The sequence below is a fragment of the Candidatus Nitrosopumilus sp. bin_32a genome (genome assembly GCF_054095935.1).
The window spans coordinates 1-17,324 of record NZ_JBSWSN010000004.1 but is presented as its reverse complement, the minus strand read 5'-3'; the positions used below and the strand labels follow the sequence as shown (position 1 = coordinate 17,324).

Below are 17,324 nucleotides of genomic sequence, written 5' to 3'. Positions count from 1 at the left end.
ACTGACTAATATTACATGAACAAAAAAGCTATCATTACAAGTGCATTGCCTTATGCAAATGGGGAAATTCATTTAGGACATGTTGCATCCACCTACCTTCCAGCAGATGTAACTAACAGATTCTTGAAAATGAATGGAGTAGAGTCATACTATGTTTGCGCGTCCGATGATTTTGGGACTCCAATTCTAATTCAATCTGAAAAAGAAGGTAAAACCCCTGCCGAATATGTGGCTCATTGGAATAAGCGAGATTATGATGATTTTACAGCATTTAATATTAAATTTGATTATTTTTACAAAACTAGTTCTTCTGAAAATATTGCCTTTGTTCAAGATGTCTTTAAAAAATTAAATGATTCTGGGCATATTTACGAGAAAGAAATCATCCAATTCTATTGTACTAATGATAAAAAATTTCTGCCTGACCGATATGTGAAAGGAATATGTCCCTATTGTAAGGCCGAGGATCAATATTCTGATCTTTGTGAAAGTTGTGGACGTGTACCTGATGAAATCACTGATCCAAAATGTTCTCTTTGTGGACAACCTCCAACTAAAGAAAAAACAAAACATTATTTTTTTAAACTCACGAACTTTGGTGATTCTTTAACAAAATGGTTGGAAGAAAATCAAAATCTACAAAAAGATGTTAAAAAATATGTTCAGAATTGGATCAAATCTGGATTGATTGATTGGGATATTACAAGAGATATCCCTTGGGGGGTTCCGGTACCTCTTGATGGTGCAGAAGGTAAGGTCTTCTACGGTTGGTTTGATAACCATCTTGCTTACATTTCTACTGCAATGAAATTCCTTAATGATAAAGGGATGGATGGAAAAGAGTTTTGGAATTCTGCTGATATTTACCATTTCATTGGAAAAGATATTGTGTATCATCATTATCTTTTCTTACCTGCAATGAGACTGGGGCTTGATTTGGAATACAAGCTTCCTGATTACATCCCGACTAGAGGGCATCTGACTTTACAATCTAAGAAAATTTCAAAAAGCAGGAATTGGTATATCGGATTAAAACAATTTTTAGAATATTACCCCTCTGACTATCTTCGATTCTATCTTGTTTCTATCAATCCCTATTCTCAGGATGACTTGAATTTTGATTGGGATGACTTTACAACTAGAATTAATTCTGAATTGATTGGGAATCTTGGAAATTTTGTTAATAGGGCACTTGGATTCACCAAAAAAGCATTTGATGGAAAAGTTCCAGAACCTGATTCATTTGATGAAAAAGATTCTGAAGCAGAAGAAAAAATAAAAAATCTTGCTTCCAGTGTAGGCTCACTCATGGAACAAAATCATCTTGACAGGGCTTTGAAAAAAATCATGGAATTTTCCTCTTTTTTTAATCAATATTTTCAACACAAAGAGCCATGGAAAAAAGGTCCTGGAACTGCAAACTGTGTGTATCTTTCAGTAAATGCTGCACGCGCATTATCTATTGCCCTATTTTCTTTTCTACCTGAATCTTCACAAAAAATTTGGGAACAACTTGGATTGGAAGGAGAAATAAGCAAATCTTCGTGGAGTGACATGTCCTTATTGGGAATTTCAGCTAATCATATGTTGGGTGATGCATCGCCAATATTTGCCAAAGTGGAAGAATCTGATATTGAAAAACACAAAAGTCAATTAGGTCCATCTGAGTAACTATGAAACCAATACCGAGAATTTCTACCAGGGGGTACTATGATCTTTCTAATGGAAATACATTGAAAAACAATCCATATCATACATATCCAAAAAATGATTTTAAAAAATTAATTAATTCACAAGAAATTACAATTATGATACATGGATTAAGAAATGATAATGCGGGAGCTATTGCTAAAGTTATTTTGGCTCAAAAACAATTACGAAAATTGGGATATGCTCATCCTGTAATTGGATTTAGTTATGATTCAAACACTACTGGTGCTCATTTAATAAAACATGCAAAACATGCTCTTGCAGTAGGTCAAAAAATTGCAATAAAAAATGGAAAAAATCTTGGAACATTCATTGAAGATTTCAAAACAACCAGTCCTAAAACAAGGATAAGGTTAATGGGACATTCTTTAGGCTCCCAGGTAATTTTGAGTGCTTTGGAATATCTTGCAAAAAAGAAAAAAAATATTGGAATTGTAGAATCTGTATATCTATTCGGTGCATCAATAACTGGGGATGTTCCATCTTCTAAAAAATATGGAAAAATCCTAAAATCTACAATTAATTCAAAAATAATAAATCATTATGCTCCTAAAGATGAAGTCCTTTTATGGGCAAACAACGAAAAGTATGTTCGTGGCCCACTGGGTCTAAACGGTGCAACTGGCAAGCCCATCCAAAAATATCATCAAAAATTAGTCAAGCCCAAAAATCATCGTTTTGCCAGTTATGCTCAAGTTTTGAATTCATACCCTTAACTCTTAACCTGTTGGTTTAGTATGATTCGTACGTTAGTTTTTTATATAAAAAATGAAATTCATACTTTATTATGAAAATAAGTTCGGGCTCTTCTAACAATAAATCTATTTTATATCATCTTCATATTTTGGATGAACAACATGATCTCTCTCTAGATCTTTCAGAGTATCCTTGTTAGTTCCTCGATTTTTTTAGGTGATGTATTCAAAACTTCATAAGCTCGATTTTTTATTTACAAATCATGGTTAGATCTGTAAATTTTGTGGTTTTAGGAAAACAAGATATTGCATCAGAATTTGGAAAGAAAGGAACCGAAACTGATCTTACTCTTTATGATCGAAAAGAGGCAGATGTTATCAAAACTTGGGTTGTTCCTAGTGGATTTCCAGACAAAATACAGCCTTTGTTTCAGGCAATCAATCTTGCAGAATACGTCATTTTACATGTTGACAAATTAGATAAATTCACAGGTGAGCAAATAATTGCTCTTGATTCATTGAAAAAAGAAAATGGAATTCTGTCTCACACTTTTGATGTTGATGAATCAAAGTTAGATGCCATGATCAAGGGAACTGTGGTTGAAAATTATGAAAAAGTTGATCAAGATAAAATTAAAGAAGCGATGGATAAATTGGAACCTATCACAAATGGGGATCCATCAGAAATGGTGATTGATCATTGTTTTGATGTAAAGGGAGTTGGAACCGTAATTCTAGGTAAGGTGACAAACGGCACTGTAAAACAATATGATAACTTGAAATTATATCCTGCAGGAATCGATGTTTTGATTAAATCAATTCAGATGCATGATGATCCTGTAAGTGAGTCTGTATGTCCGGCACGAGTTGGATTGGCCGTTAAAGGTGCAAAACCTGATGAGGTTAGTCGTGGAGATATAATTTCCACAGAAGGTGCAGTTGATGTTAAAACTGAGATTGAACTTGATTTTCAAAAGAGTCCTTTTTACAAAAATGATATTGCAGAAAATCAAGGATGTCTAGTTAGTATAGGGTTGCAAATTAAAGCTGCAAAATTCTTGTCAATATCGCCCCTAAAACTTGCATTTGAAAAACCAATTGTTTGTAAAAAAGGCCAAATTGCTGTTATTTTAAAACCTGAATCTGCAACCATTAGAATTCTTGGCAGCGGTCCAATCCAATAGTGCAATTTAATTGAATCCTAAGATATCTTAGAATATGGGGGAACCATTACGTGCTTGTCCTGTTTGTACTGAATGTGGATCAAAACGATTCATTAGACTTCCAGGTGAAAAGGTCATTGTCAAATGTATCTCCTGTGATAAAATAATTGAAATTTAATTGATTGAAGGTTTTTCTTTCCGTATGAATTTATTCAATTGGGTTTTACCTACAAACCTTGTAACGGCAAATGTGAGTTAAAATTCTATAATATAAACAAGATGAACAATTTCTTCTACGCTCTGACATCCTGTGTTTGTATTTGTTGACACTAACATATGGGATCAATACATATTTTTCATTCTTTTTCTCTTTCTAGTATCTTTTTCATTATGTGATGATTCTAATGAATAGTCGTAATTGGGATACAAACTCTCGAATCTTTGCTCAATTGTATCTTCAACATTGTCTGGATTGTTTTTTGTCATGGGATTAATCACATTTAGTTTTTTGGCTTTATAGAATCTGGATTGTTTGAAATGTAATGAAACAGACATAGCTTATCTGTGTTACATTGGCATTTCATATTTAGTCCTCAAAATCATATTCAGATTCCGAATCAATGTCTTCATCGTCGAAACCATCGTAATCCTCTTGAACTTTTTGAGAGTAGCTCATAGCAAATGTGAGTTATAATTCTAGGATATAAACATGATGAACAATTTATTCTAAATTTCAACATGATTGAATAGTATTGCTCAATCTATTCTAAAAGCTGGAATTCTGATAACTTCCATTTCTATGTTTTTTTTCTTTTTTAGACGAAACATATCTCAGTTATTCATATTTTAGATATAAACTTCAGGAAGGAATTATCCATTAAAGGTAATTTTTTGATTCTGAACTTTTAAAATAAAAAAAGAGGATTGTTATTCCTCCAATTAAAAACACTATTTCTTTTTTGAAGCTTTTTTAGCTGTAGTTTTAGCTGCTGCTTTTTTCTTTGCTGCCATACATGCTCATTAGTTTACTTGAATTTCTATAGATGAAATTAAAAAAAGTACACAAAACAAGTATTATTGTGAATATTATTTTAAACTCAAAAATGACTCGAGAATCTCTGTTGTGGCTAATTCTAGGATCAAAGCACGAATATCTGGAATTATTGTATGATGATGCACTCTGATTTGATTTAGTTAATATTTGCAATATTCTTGTCAGAATCATGGCAAAAACATGGAAAGATGCCGATATCAGTCTTGATCCAATTAAAGATCAAACAATTGCTGTAATTGGTTATGGAATTCAAGGTGATGCACAAGCTAACAACATGAAGGACTCTGGTCTTAATGTTATAATTGGTCTTAAAGAAGGCGGTAACAGCTGGAAAAAAGCAAAAGCTGACGGTCACAAAGTGATGTCTGTTGCAGATGCAACAAAACAAGCAGATATTGTTCACATATTGATTCCTGACATGATTCAAGGTCAAGTATACAAAGATGAAATCGGACCAAATCTTTCAGACGGAAAAGCATTGTCATTTTCTCATGCAGCTGCAATCTATTGGAAATGGATTGAAGCGCCAAGCAACGTTGATTTAATCATGGTTGCACCAAAGGGACCTGGTTCTAAAGTTCGAGAAACATATCTTGATAATTTTGGAACTCCTGCAATTGTTGCAGTTGAACAAGATTTTACAGGAAAAGCTTGGGATAGAACATTGGGAATTGCAAAAGCGATTGGAAGTGCAAGAGCCGGATTAATCAAAACTGCTTTCAAAGAAGAAGTGGAAACTGATTGGTTTGGTGAACAAGCTGACCTTTGTGGCGGAGCAGCTTCTATGGTTACAAATGCATTTGAAACTCTTGTTGAAGCAGGATACCAACCAGAAATTGCATACTTTGAAGTTTTACATGAGCTCAAACTCATTGTAGATATGATTCAAAGATATGGAATTAATGGAATGTGGAGACGTGTAAGTGAAACTGCCAGATATGGTGGATTAACGCGTGGACCGATGGTTATGGATTCTGCAAACAAAGAGAACATGAAAAAAGTTCTCACCATGATTCAAGATGGAACATTCAATAGCGAATGGATTTCGGAATATCAGAAAAATGGTAAAGATGCATTTGATAAACACATGAAAGTATATGACGAACACCAAATTGAAAAAGTTGGTAAAGAAATGCGCAAAATGATGTGGCCTGATTCCACAGAATAATCTTTTTTCTTATATTTTTCTTAATTTAGATACTCCAGTTGTAATATGATCAATGATTGTTGATAATGGTGTACCTGGACCAAATACGTGATCAACCCCTGCTTTTACAAGTTCATCATGATCAATTTCTGGAATTACTCCACCTCCGACTATTAGCACATCTTTGATTCCTTTCTTTTTTAGTGCCTTGACTACTCTTGGAAAGAGTGTTCCGTGTGCTCCATTTAGCAAACTCATTGCTATTGCATCCACATCTTCATCTTCTGCAATTTGTGCAACTCTGTCTGGGGTGGCAAAAAGACCTGAATAGATTACTTCCATTCCTGCATCTCTGAATGCTCTACATAACACAAGAGCCCCTCTATCATGACCGTCTAGTCCTAACTTGGCTACCAATATTTTGATGCTTCTTGATGCTGCTTTTTGCTTCATGATGATAGTTGTATTTTGGGATATTTTAAAAGGTTTATTTGATTTCCATCTATTTCCCTCTCCAAATATATTGATTCAACTCCCAACAGTGACAGTAAGATATGACTGAGGATGTATGTGATTTTTGTAAGGGTGCAGGTTCTTCTTCTACGAACATTTGTGTATATTGTAATGGTACTGGAGAATGGAATCAAGCGGCCCAAGCCTATGTGAAAAATCATATTTGTCAATGCATTGTGCTTGATAGAAAATTTTGTCCTGTTTGTAACAAGGCCTGTCATCATGATACCACTTTGAATCCTAAACAAACTATTGATTCTGGTTATGGTGGTATGTCTCAACCTGAAATCACTGTTAGTGTATAATTTGTAAAAATACTTTGCACTAATTCTGTGAAAATACTCATCCTTCATATAGCTGAGAAATGCTTCCAAATTATGTCAAAATGTACTAACACTTCTAATGTTTCATTTATGAATTTTCAAAAAAATGGGGTGGCTTTCTAAATGGACACTCCATCTTGTGCTAGATGTGGGAAGAACTCTCTTCTGACTGACGAAGTTACAGGCGAACAGTTTTGTGGAAAATGTGGATATGTGCTTGATGGAAAATCTCAGGAATCTGGTCCTGAATGGAGATCATTTCAAAAAGACGGCGGTGCAGACCCTGCAAGAACTGGTGCTCCATCTTCTCTCATGATACATGATATGGGGTTATCGACTGTAATTAATCCCCTCAACAAAGATGCATCTGGAAAACCTCTTTCAACATCTATGAAAAGTACCATTGAGAGACTAAGAACTTGGGATAGCCGAAGTCAAGTTCATGCACCTGTTGATAGAAACTTGAGACAAGCTCTAAGTGATTTGAATAAATTAAAAGATAAAGTTTCAGTTCCTGCCAATGTTTTAGAAAAAGCTGCATACATTTACAGAAAAGCATTGGAAAAAAAATTAGTTCGTGGAAGATCTATCTCCGCAATGATTGCAGCATCCCTTTATGCTGCATGTAGAGATACTGAAACGCCCAGAACTTTAAAAGATGTTTCAGATGCTGCAAATGTTAAACGAAAAGATATTGCACGATGTTATCGATTATTACATCATGAATTAGAATTAAAAATGCCTGTTGTGGATTCTATTCAATGTATTGCTAGAATATCTAGCAAACTTGAGATATCTGAAAAAACTAAACGCTATGCAGTAAAGGTACTCAAAGAGGCACAAGAACGTAAAGAATCTGCAGGAAAAGATCCTATGGGTCTTGCTGCAACTGCACTTTATCTGTCATGTGTAAAGAATGGGGTCTCAATTACTCAGAGAGATCTTGCTGAAGCAGCTGGAGTTACCGAGGTAACCATCCGAAATCGTTACAAGGGATTGAAAGCAGATCAAGCAACAAAATAATGCTTTTTTCCTAGTGCAATGCACACATGTGTCTTCTTAGTTGTTATATCTTAATTTCACATAGTTAAATCATGCAAGTAATCAATCAACTAAAAATTGAAGAGCCAGAAAGAAAAGAATCTTTTCTTGAAATTCTTTCTGATAAATATTGTAGATCTATATTGGAATCAATAATGGATGTGCCCAAATCTGCAATTGAAGTATCTAGAGAAAAAAAGATTCCTCTAAGTACTGTTTACAGACGAATTCAACAATTACATGATTCAAAAATGATTCGAACTTCTGGTGTAATAACTGATGAGGGAAAGCGATTATTTTTGTATAAGAGCAAAATCAAAGAAGTAAACACTAGTTTCCATGATGGGAAAATTGACGTGGATGTGGTTTTCAATCACAATTAGTTGATTTTTTCTCTAATAGTTATGTTCACTAAAATCCGCACCCAATGCAATCGTTGCAATTACTGTTGATTCTGTTGTTTGACATTTCATATTTGAATCTGGCAAAAATTCTTTGAATATCTCTTGTAGTAATTGTTCTGTGAATATTGACCAGTTGCCTCCTAATTCATGCTGGATGATGAAATGATGCAATTCTCCTTCGATTCTATGATCTGATTTCATCCCTGATGCTCGCATATAGTCCTCAAGTGTTTCAATGCATCTTTTTAAATCATATTTTCCTTTGACAAATAATACCGTATCCTTGATTATCGGTTTTATTACGTTGATGATTTCATTAATCTCTTTGGCATCCATCTCGATTCCAAATACGTCTAGAATTTTCTTTGGTACTGGAATCATTCCGATTTTGGATGCAAATCTATCCCATTCGACATATTTTTCTAAAATTTGTCTTGCCATAACATTGTGAGAAATATTGTTATTCATTGCCTCTGCTTCTATCTCTTCGACTAGTTTCACAGGTAGACGATAAGTTACACTACGTGTTTTTTCTTTTTTTGGAGGATGTTGTTGACGTTTTATTGTGGGTGGCAATTACATCAACTCGGAATTTGATTGAATATAAAGTTGGTATGCTGATGACTGTAAATTCATTCTCAAATTTGATAATCGTATTTTATTTTAAAATGAATTAAATTCGTTAACTTGAGATATGGGCAAATATTGTGAAAATTGTGAAAAATTCATGAAAAATTCAAACATGACTCATTGTTCTGATGAATGTTTATTGGCCTCTGTTAAAAGCAGTGACACTTTAACTGATAATGGAATTAGTGCAATTACTTGGGATGAAAAATCTGATCCGTGGATATAGTCAAAAATAGAAAATCTACTTAAAGTGTAACCAAAGCACCAGAATCATGGATGTAAATCCAATAAATTACAAATTAACTTTTGAACCTGATCTTAAAAAATTCACATTTAATGGAATAGAGTCTATCTCTGCTGATTGTAAAAAGCCTACTCACTTCATTACAATGCATTGTGCAGAATTAAAAATCATCTCATGCCAAGTACGATCAAATGGTAAAACCATCAAGTCTTCTCCAAAAATTAATGAGAAAAAAGAAGAATTGGAAATCAAATTATCTGAAAAAGTTAAAGGTGAAATTACTATTGATTTAGAATTTCAAGGAATTCTAAATGATCGATTGTTGGGGTTTTATCGTAGCCAATATGTTCAAAATGGGAAAACAAAATATCTTGCGACTACTCAATTTGAAGCAGCAGATGCGAGACGTGCATTTCCTTGTTGGGATGAGCCTGAAGCCAAAGCAACTTTTGAAATTTCTATAATTGCAGATAACAAATTCACTGCAATTTCAAATATGCCAATTAAATCTAAGAAAAAAATCGGAAGTAAAACGCTTTACAATTTTTCAAAAACACCCCTTGTTTCTACATACTTAATCTATCTTGGAGTTGGAGAATTTGAATATCTTACAGGTAAAGTTGGAAAAATTCAGATTAGAGTAATTACGACAAAGGGTAACAAATCAAAAGGAGCATTCTCATTAGATTTGGGAAAGAAACTTCTTACTTCTTATGAAAAATATTTCGGAATAAAATACCCCTTACCAAAACTAGACTTGATTGCAGTTCCAGACTTTGCGGCAGGGGCAATGGAGAACTGGGGAGCAATTACATTCAGAGAGACTATTTTGCTATATGATCCTAAAACATCTTCCACCCGAACTAAACAATTCATAGCTGAAGTAATTTCACATGAGATTGCACATCAATGGTTTGGAAATCTTGTCACGATGAAGTGGTGGAATGATTTGTGGCTAAATGAAAGCTTTGCAACTTTCATGGCAACAAAATTTGTTGACAAATTCTATCCTGAATGGGATTTGTGGAACCAGTTTGTTGAAGATGCCATGAATGTTGCAATGGGTCTTGATTCTCTTAAAACAACTCATCCAATTGATGTACAAGTAAATTCACCTGCTGAAATTCGTGAAATCTTTGATGCCATTTCTTATGACAAAGGTGGATGCGTGTTACGAATGCTTGAGAATTATGTTGGTGAACCAAACTTTCAAAAAGGTTTGAAAAAATATTTGTCTGATTTCAAATATAAAAATGCCCGTGGACAAGATTTGTGGGATGCAATTGGCAAGGCATCTAAAATGCCTGTCTCTTCAATGGTAAATACTTGGTTAAAGCAACCTGGATTCCCCCTAGTTGAAATAAATCAAGATGGAAATACTCTAAAATTAAAACAGAAAAGATATCTTCTTGAATCTGATAAAAAATTCAGTAAGGGGTTGTGGTCTATCCCTATGTCTCTGGGATTGGAATGTGAGATCTCTCAAAAACTATTCACTACAAAATCAATGTCTGTAAAATTACCTAAGAATACTCTGGGCTTTGTCGCAAATTATGGGCGTAAAGGATTCTATCGTGTAAAATATGATGAAGGCATTTTACTTGATTTGAAAATGCTAGTAGACGAAAAACGTCTCCCAGCAATTGATCGATGGGCAATCCAAAACGATTTGTTTTCCCTATGTGTTTCAGGAGATGAACAAGTCAGAAATTATCTTGATTTTTCAGATGCATATTTTGATGAAGATAGTTATCTTGCATCTGTTAATGTTGCACATAACTTGGCATCCTTGTATTTCCGTGCATTCGATGAACCCTTTATAGAAGAAATTCGCGGATATGCTGTAAATTACTTTAGAAAAATTCTGTCTAATCTGGGATGGGTGCCACAATCATCTGACAAACACACAGATGCATTACTGCGTGGATTTGCAATTTCAGTCTTGGGTAAAATGAATGATGATGATGTTACTGATGAGGCATTAAGACGATATAAAAAATTCTTAAAATCTCCAGGTTCCATTCATCCTGATTTGATAGAACCAATTTGCTCTGTTGCTGCATGGAATGGAAATTCAAAAACTCATGCTGAACTAACCAAACTATACAAGAATGCCAAAACGATGGAGGAAAAACTTCGATTCTTGGGTGCATTATGTGGATTCCAAGATAAAAAATTACTATTAAAATCACTTGACTTCTCCCAAACCCCTCACGTTCGTTCTCAAAACATGCAATTGCCAATCATGAAAGTTGCTGCTAATCCGTATGGCGATAAAGTTCTGTGGCCTTGGCTCAAGAAAAATTGGAAAAATATCAACAAAAAAGTTGGACATGGAAATCCTCTTTTTAATAGAATTGTAGCAAGTATTACCTCTATTGCAGATGACTCTATGGAGAATGAAATTAAAACATTTTTCAAAAAGAATCCTACTCCTGGAACTGAACGCACTCAATCGCAAACTCTAGAAAGGATTAGAATAAATTCAAAATTCCTCAGACGTATGAGAAAAGAATTCAAAGATGGCTAAAAAACTTGGACCTCCAATATTTCTTGGAGTTTTCACTGTACTGGCAATTGTATTTTTAACTGGTGGCGCATCTGATGATAAAGATATTCTTCGTCAAACATTTCAGGTAGATGCAATTTATTATGATGCTGGATATGTGGAGATTTCTTATCTTGACACTTCTGGTAAGACTGCCACCGTTGTAATGGAGATTCTTGGCATGGATGAATCTTTTCAAAAAAAATTTTCAGATTCAGAGTTTATTGAAATAGTTCCATTCTCTCATGAGCCAAAATATGGTTGGGCAATTCATCCAATTGTTTTAGAAATTGATCATGAAGAATTAGGGCACATTCAATTAAAAACTGAAATTCATCCTTTAGGTGATTCTATTCCCCCCGTAATCTATTCTATACCTTAGATCGAACACAAGATTTTATTGCACCTCTAAATCATTTAATATATCTTGGATTTGCTTGTTGATCTAAAAAAAGGAAAGCGTGGAGCCATTGCTAAAGCAATATCTATTGTTGAAAATGATCAAACTGAAGCAAAAAAATTACTAAAGAAAATTTTCAAATCTAGTGGAAATTCGATAATAATTGGAATTACAGGTCCTGCAGGAGCTGGAAAAAGTTCACTAATCAACAAAACTGCAATGGTCATGAAAAAATTAGGTACCAAACCTGCAGTACTTGCCGTTGACCCTACAAGTCACGTTACTGGTGGGGCAATTTTGGGTGATAGAGTTAGAATGAGTGAGTCCACTGATTCTGGAACATATATTCGAAGTATTGCATCAAGAGGTGCAACTGGGGCTGTATCTCGCTCTTTACGTAACAGTATCCGAGTTTTAGAATTTGCAGGATTTAATCCGATAATCATTGAAAGCGTAGGGGCTGGACAAACTGAAGTTGAAATTTCAAATATTGCCGATATTACAGTTGTTGTGTTTAATCCAAATACTGGGGACAGCATTCAAACAATCAAAGCAGGCTTGACTGAAATTGGGGATATTTATCTAGTTAACAAAAGTGATCTGAGCGGAACGAATCAACTATTTGATGCGGTTCGTGATTTTATTGGAGATTCTGATAGAAAGCCCGTAATTCTAAAAACATCTGTAAAAAACAATTCAGGCATAACTGTATTTGCTAAAACTTTGAAGGATATGATGAAATCTAAAAAGGAATTCAAAGATGAAAAGGATAAGGAACGACTAGAAGCAGAACTAAAGGATATTGTTTTAAATAACATCAAAGAAAAGATTGATGACTTGCTAGTTTCTGATAAAACATTTTCCAAATATCTTAAAAAATTACAATCTAAAGACATAGACCCATTCGTAGCTGGGGATAAAATTACAAAATCATTGGTAAAGTGATAAAATGGCTGCAAAAAAACTTACAAAATCTAAAACTCCTGAAAAGAAAGTCTTTACTGACTCTGAATATCTCGTAAAACGAATTTATCAAAAATCTTCAAAAACAAGGACTGCTGAAGATGCAGGGACATATCCTTTCACTAGGGGAATTCATCCTGAAATGTTCCGTGAACGATTTTGGACGATGAGACAGTATTCTGGATTTGGAGATGCAAAATTAACCAACGAGCGATTCAAATTCATGCTTGATAAGGGTCAAACTGGTCTCAGTATGGCATTTGATTTGCCAACTCAGATTGGATATGATTCAGATTCTCCACAAGCTGAAGGTGAAGTTGGTAAAGTCGGTGTATCGATTACATCGATTAAAGATATGATGATTGCATTTGATGGTATTCCTTTGGGAAAAGTAAGTTCTTCTATGACAATTAATTCAACAGCGTCCACACTTTTGGCATATTACATTGCAGTTGGAGAATCACAAGGATTCAAAAGTCATGAACTTCGTGGAACTACTCAAAATGACATTCTCAAAGAATACATTGCAAGAAACACCTACATTTATCCTCCTCAGCCTTCTATGCGATTAATTGGTGACATGATAGAATATTGTGCAGAAAAGGTTCCTTCATGGTATCCTGTATCTATTTCTGGGTATCATATGAGAGAAGCTGGTTGTACTGCAACACAAGAAGTTGCATTTACATTGGCTAATGCAATTGCATACATTCAAACTTGTATTGACAAGGGATTAAAAATTGATGACTTTGCACCACGTTTGTCGTTTTTCTTTTGCTGTACGATAGAGTTCTTTGAAGAAGTTGCAAAATTCAGAGTTGCAAGAAAAGTTTACGCTAAAATATTAAAAGAAATGTTTCATGCAAAAAACCCTCGTTCATTACAACTAAAATTTCATACTCAAACTAGTGGTGAATCATTAACTGCTCAACAACCTAACAACAACATCATTCGTGTTGCAATCCAGACAATGGCTGCAGTTGCTGGCGGTACTCAATCACTTCATACTAATTCCCGTGATGAAGCATTAGCATTACCTACCCAGGAATCTGCAAAAATAGCATTGAGAACTCAACAAATTGTAGCCCATGAAAGTGGAATTACAAAGACTGCTGATCCTTTGGCTGGCTCATACTATCTTGAGGAATTATGTGACCAAATCGAGGCTGATGTATGGAAATATCTCAAAAAAATCCAAAAAATGGGAGGCTCTGTAAAAGCAATTGAGAAAGGATTCTTCCAATCTGAAATTCGTGCAAATGCATATCGTTTGAAAAAAGAAACTGATGATGGTGAAAGGGTTATTGTTGGTGTAAACAAGTATGCTGAGGATGAAGAGCAACCAGAACTACTAAGAATTGATGGTAGAATTGAAATTCAACAAAAGAAAGCACTCAAAAAACTGCGTGCTGATCGGGATTCTAAAAAATTAGAAAAAGCATTGTCTGCAATGCAAAATGCTGCTGATACTGAAGAAAATCTGATGCCTTATATTGTCACTGCAGCTAAAGCATTTGCTACAACTGGTGAAATTAGCAATACGTTCAGAGAAGTGTTTGGCGAATATCGTCCGAAAGAGGTCTTTTAGATGAAAATTGATCATATTGCAATTGCAGTAAATGATGTTGAAGAATCTGCTAAAATTTATCAGCAAGCTTTAGGTGTTGATAATGTTGAATTTGAAACAGTAGAATCTGAAGGTGTTAAAGTTGCTATTTTACATTTAGAAAATGCACGTATAGAATTAATGCAACCCACAAATGATTCTAGTCCAATAAAGAAATTCTTGGATAAAAAAGGTCAAGGATTACATCATATGGCATTAGACACTGATAACATTGAAGGTGAGGTTGAGAGAATGGATGGGTGTGGAATTCAATTTTTAGGTGATATTAGGCCTGGATCTGCTGGAACTAAAGTTACTTTCATTCATCCAAAATCATTACAAGGGGTATTGACAGAACTGTGCTCTCATCCTAATTAGTTAACTTAGTGTTTTTCTATATTCATATGCTTTAGTGTGATTTTGAAAATATTCTTGTATTGCAATTTGGGTGTTCTTCTCTTTGTATTTGTTCAAAATGATGGACATGATTTTCTCAATGTACTTGTCTAGCATTTTTTTTCTTTCTTTGGCTATTGGAATGGGCATAATTGATGATTTAACTTGATTATCTATTCTAATGATGGCCATGTGGGCTCTATCGACTTCTTCTTGAATATGTTCTAGCAGGTCTAGCCCTTTTTTTCTAAATCTCTTTCCATCTTCCATCATGATTGTGGGAATTTGTTTAATGACATTTAGTTCTGTTTTTTGATTATCTTCTAAAGTCTCCATCATTTTTAGAAAATCAAATTCGCTTTGCATAGTATCCTTTCTTTTGTATAAAATTTTGTTTTTGTCCTTGCTAATTTGAAGATAATCTATTTCCTCCAGTCTGTGAATGGCTGCAACTATGGATGTTTTGTCTCCTCCCACCTTCCGAACTATTGAATTAACATTTCTCCAGTTGGATGTATTTTCTAATATTTTATCATCATAAATAGTTGTCAATATGGATTTGATTTGGAAAACCATAAGTTAAATGATCTTACTCGTAAACTTTCTATGTCTCAACAAATGCTGAAAATCCTCATGAAAATTCGAATAAAAAATAAACCTCTTTTATTTTGCTACTAAAGTGATCTGTCTGAACAGATACTTGTCTATTCAATACGCTTAAGTTAACAGGAAACTTAGTCCTGTATGAACTGCCATAAAATAAGCGAACCTCATGTTTGGAGGTATTCAAAGCACAATAAATTTCGCAGATGTGTTAAATGCAAATCCAAACTCAAAATGACTCAAGAAGAATTTGATAGTAAATGGGGCAAAACACAAATCCTAGTCCAATAATTATTCTTTTTTCTCTAATTCTTTTATTTTTAGTTCCAATTTTTTTATCTTATTCCTTAGTTCGATATTTTCATCTCTTAGAGAATCTCTTTCTTTAGTGAGTATTTCATTAAGATCCATAAATTTTCTTTAAAGTTTGCAAACTTAAGCATATTGGAGTCCTGATATTTGCCTGCCTTAAGTATGATGAACTGCCTAATCGAGTATGATAACAAAAAAACAAAAAATAGAAATTTTTGAAAATACTATTTCAAATCTTAGAAAAAAATTTGTTCCTTCTGACAAGAATGCCTTGCATGTGCCGAGACTAGATAAAATGACTGAAAAGTTTAGAAAATTACCTTTAGACTAGGTTACTTTTTTACAATAATGATTTGGAGTTCAATTTTTTATTCCATCATTTTCAAAGTATCTGATGCTGTTATGATTCCAACTATTTTTGATTTTTTTGAAACTAGAATGCATTTGGAATATCTTATCAAAGGAACTAATACGTTTGCAGGGGTGTCAAAATCTACAATTGGTGGAACTGAGTCCATCGTATCTGCTAACTTTGCTTTTTTTAATTCTGTTTCTCCCAAATCTGCAAGATGTTTGATAATCCCGTCTTCGGAGACCACTCCTACTGCCTCTGAATTATTAAACACAGGAATTTGACTAATTGACAATTCGTGCATTTTTTTAATTGCATCGTGAAGTGTATTTGTTGGTTTTAGCTTTACAATATCCTTGCTGCAAAAATCTCCTGCTGTATGTGATGATGATTCTCCTTCTAGTTTTGCAAGATTTTCAAAGATTTTTTTAGCTGTATCGTAACTTGGTTGACTCCTGCCTGATTCAATTTGATTGATCATTGAAGTACTTACCCCTGTCATGGCTGCAAGTTTTTTTTGAGTGATGCCAATTTTTTGCCTAATTTGCTTTATTGAATCAATTCTCGGTAACAATCCACTTAGAGATGCTTTTGATTGCCTTAAAAATTTATTTTCAGAAATCATTATGTGTCAGTCATCATTTCTGAATGTCCATTTTAATTCTCCTTCTTTTTTTACAAATGACTCTGGATGTTCTTTACTGTGGTTGTTTTTGATATGAGACATGTATGTGACAAGTGAAGAATAATTTTGATTACAAATTGGACATGCTTTGTTAAATGTCATGCACTGCTATCTAATATCTACAATATTAGCAAAGATGTAATTTCCAAGTTTGATATTGTTGTATATTTTAAAAATTAAATTGTATTTTTTGCATTTAGATGTCTTTAATGAGCGATTTGATGCTTGATATTGATTCTGAATTCAGTTTAATTTCTTTGTGTTCTTCTTGAACATGCTGAGTAACTTTTTCCATCAATTCTTCTTCAGTGGATGCTGATGCAGACCATTCACAATCTTTACCTGCGTCTGAACAACTAATGCTTTTTGTCATGTCTATTTTAGATTAAAGTAATTATTTATTTTTTCTTTGACTTTGGTTTTGACTTTGGTTTTGACTTTGGTTTTGACTTTGGTTTTGACTTTGGTTTTGACTTTGGTTTTGACTTTGGTTTTGACTTTGGTTTTGACTTTGGTTTTGACTTTGGTTTTGACT

General features: G+C 33.9%; 22 protein-coding genes. 15 read left to right on the top strand and 7 right to left on the bottom strand.

What is annotated here, in order from left to right:
- Positions 1-15 precede the first annotated feature (15 nt).
- The 4 genes from metG to ACW9XH_RS03870 all read left to right on the top strand — a co-directional run bounded on the left by metG (position 16) and on the right by ACW9XH_RS03870 (position 3,746).
- A complete protein-coding gene (gene metG / locus ACW9XH_RS03885; protein WP_457759333.1) occupies positions 16-1,671 on the top strand; it encodes a methionine--tRNA ligase in 1,656 nt (551 codons plus the stop codon).
- A 2-nt stretch (positions 1,672-1,673) separates the two neighbouring features.
- A complete protein-coding gene (locus ACW9XH_RS03880; protein ID WP_457759332.1) occupies positions 1,674-2,426 on the top strand; it encodes a DUF726 domain-containing protein in 753 nt (250 codons plus the stop codon).
- Between the two features lie 242 nt (positions 2,427-2,668).
- Positions 2,669-3,589: an EF-Tu/IF-2/RF-3 family GTPase gene (locus ACW9XH_RS03875; RefSeq protein ID WP_457759331.1), complete on the top strand. Its 921-nt coding sequence runs from the start codon at positions 2,669-2,671 to the stop codon at positions 3,587-3,589.
- 34 nt (positions 3,590-3,623) lie between these two features.
- Positions 3,624-3,746 carry a hypothetical protein gene (locus ACW9XH_RS03870; RefSeq protein ID WP_457759330.1) on the top strand — a complete coding sequence of 41 codons (123 nt, stop codon included), beginning with the start codon at positions 3,624-3,626 and terminating at the stop codon, positions 3,744-3,746.
- Between the two features lie 164 nt (positions 3,747-3,910).
- Here the strand turns inward: ACW9XH_RS03870 and ACW9XH_RS03865 are convergent, their stop codons facing one another.
- A complete protein-coding gene (locus tag ACW9XH_RS03865) occupies positions 3,911-4,123 on the bottom strand; it encodes a hypothetical protein (RefSeq protein ID WP_457759329.1) in 213 nt (70 codons plus the stop codon).
- Between the two features lie 668 nt (positions 4,124-4,791).
- Between ACW9XH_RS03865 and ilvC the strand changes: the two genes are divergently transcribed.
- A complete protein-coding gene (ilvC, locus tag ACW9XH_RS03860; RefSeq protein ID WP_457759328.1) occupies positions 4,792-5,790 on the top strand; it encodes a ketol-acid reductoisomerase in 999 nt (332 codons plus the stop codon).
- Positions 5,791-5,799: 9 nt separating this feature from the next.
- Here ilvC and ACW9XH_RS03855 read toward each other — a convergent pair whose 3' ends face one another.
- Positions 5,800-6,222, bottom strand: coding sequence for a cobalamin B12-binding domain-containing protein (locus ACW9XH_RS03855; protein ID WP_457759327.1), 423 nt, complete (start codon positions 6,220-6,222; stop codon positions 5,800-5,802).
- A gap of 101 nt (positions 6,223-6,323) precedes the next feature.
- Here ACW9XH_RS03855 and ACW9XH_RS03850 point away from each other — a divergent pair, with 101 nt between their 5' ends.
- From ACW9XH_RS03850 to ACW9XH_RS03840, 3 genes are all read left to right on the top strand, one after another.
- Positions 6,324-6,587, top strand: a complete 264-nt coding sequence (locus ACW9XH_RS03850) for a hypothetical protein (RefSeq protein ID WP_457759326.1) — start codon at positions 6,324-6,326, stop codon at positions 6,585-6,587.
- Between the two features lie 141 nt (positions 6,588-6,728).
- Positions 6,729-7,628 (top strand): transcription initiation factor IIB, encoded by a 900-nt coding sequence (locus tag ACW9XH_RS03845; protein ID WP_457759325.1) that lies wholly within the window; start codon positions 6,729-6,731, stop codon positions 7,626-7,628.
- Positions 7,629-7,699: 71 nt separating this feature from the next.
- Positions 7,700-8,029, top strand: coding sequence for an ArsR family transcriptional regulator (locus tag ACW9XH_RS03840; RefSeq protein WP_457759324.1), 330 nt, complete (start codon positions 7,700-7,702; stop codon positions 8,027-8,029).
- 12 nt (positions 8,030-8,041) lie between these two features.
- Here the strand turns inward: ACW9XH_RS03840 and ACW9XH_RS03835 are convergent, their stop codons facing one another.
- Entirely contained in the window at positions 8,042-8,626 is a 585-nt protein-coding gene (locus ACW9XH_RS03835; RefSeq protein WP_457759323.1) for a hypothetical protein, read from the bottom strand.
- 118 nt (positions 8,627-8,744) lie between these two features.
- On the opposite strand from ACW9XH_RS03835, the gene ACW9XH_RS03830 reads away from it, so the two are divergent.
- The 6 genes from ACW9XH_RS03830 to mce are packed head-to-tail and all read left to right on the top strand — an operon-like array spanning position 8,745 to position 14,819.
- The gene (locus ACW9XH_RS03830) at positions 8,745-8,906 is read left to right on the top strand and encodes a hypothetical protein (protein WP_457759322.1); all 162 of its coding nucleotides are present in this window, start codon (positions 8,745-8,747) and stop codon (positions 8,904-8,906) included.
- Positions 8,907-8,952: 46 nt separating this feature from the next.
- On the top strand, positions 8,953-11,454 hold the full coding sequence (locus ACW9XH_RS03825) for a M1 family metallopeptidase (RefSeq protein WP_457759321.1): 2,502 nt from the start codon (positions 8,953-8,955) through the stop codon (positions 11,452-11,454).
- Positions 11,447-11,854 (top strand): hypothetical protein, encoded by a 408-nt coding sequence (locus ACW9XH_RS03820; protein ID WP_457759320.1) that lies wholly within the window; start codon positions 11,447-11,449, stop codon positions 11,852-11,854. The genes ACW9XH_RS03825 and ACW9XH_RS03820 overlap by 8 nt, the downstream gene beginning before the upstream one ends.
- A gap of 42 nt (positions 11,855-11,896) precedes the next feature.
- Positions 11,897-12,817, top strand: coding sequence for a methylmalonyl Co-A mutase-associated GTPase MeaB (gene meaB, locus ACW9XH_RS03815; protein WP_457759486.1), 921 nt, complete (start codon positions 11,897-11,899; stop codon positions 12,815-12,817).
- Positions 12,818-12,821: 4 nt separating this feature from the next.
- Positions 12,822-14,423: an acyl-CoA mutase large subunit family protein gene (locus tag ACW9XH_RS03810; RefSeq protein WP_457759319.1), complete on the top strand. Its 1,602-nt coding sequence runs from the start codon at positions 12,822-12,824 to the stop codon at positions 14,421-14,423.
- Positions 14,424-14,819: a methylmalonyl-CoA epimerase gene (mce, locus tag ACW9XH_RS03805; protein ID WP_457759318.1), complete on the top strand. Its 396-nt coding sequence runs from the start codon at positions 14,424-14,426 to the stop codon at positions 14,817-14,819.
- On the opposite strand, the gene ACW9XH_RS03800 is transcribed toward mce, so the two are convergent.
- Positions 14,820-15,389 carry a hypothetical protein gene (locus ACW9XH_RS03800; RefSeq protein ID WP_457759317.1) on the bottom strand — a complete coding sequence of 190 codons (570 nt, stop codon included), beginning with the start codon at positions 15,387-15,389 and terminating at the stop codon, positions 14,820-14,822.
- A gap of 547 nt (positions 15,390-15,936) precedes the next feature.
- Here ACW9XH_RS03800 and ACW9XH_RS03795 point away from each other — a divergent pair.
- A complete protein-coding gene (locus ACW9XH_RS03795) occupies positions 15,937-16,083 on the top strand; it encodes a hypothetical protein (RefSeq protein ID WP_457759316.1) in 147 nt (48 codons plus the stop codon).
- A gap of 37 nt (positions 16,084-16,120) precedes the next feature.
- Here ACW9XH_RS03795 and ACW9XH_RS03790 read toward each other — a convergent pair whose 3' ends face one another.
- From ACW9XH_RS03790 to ACW9XH_RS03780, 3 genes are all read right to left on the bottom strand, one after another.
- Entirely contained in the window at positions 16,121-16,729 is a 609-nt protein-coding gene (locus ACW9XH_RS03790) for a CBS domain-containing protein (RefSeq protein ID WP_457759315.1), read from the bottom strand.
- Positions 16,730-16,735: 6 nt separating this feature from the next.
- A complete protein-coding gene (locus ACW9XH_RS03785; protein ID WP_457759314.1) occupies positions 16,736-16,891 on the bottom strand; it encodes a hypothetical protein in 156 nt (51 codons plus the stop codon).
- A gap of 94 nt (positions 16,892-16,985) precedes the next feature.
- On the bottom strand, positions 16,986-17,162 hold the full coding sequence (locus ACW9XH_RS03780; RefSeq protein ID WP_457759313.1) for a DUF1059 domain-containing protein: 177 nt from the start codon (positions 17,160-17,162) through the stop codon (positions 16,986-16,988).
- Between the last annotated feature and the right edge of the window lie 162 nt (positions 17,163-17,324).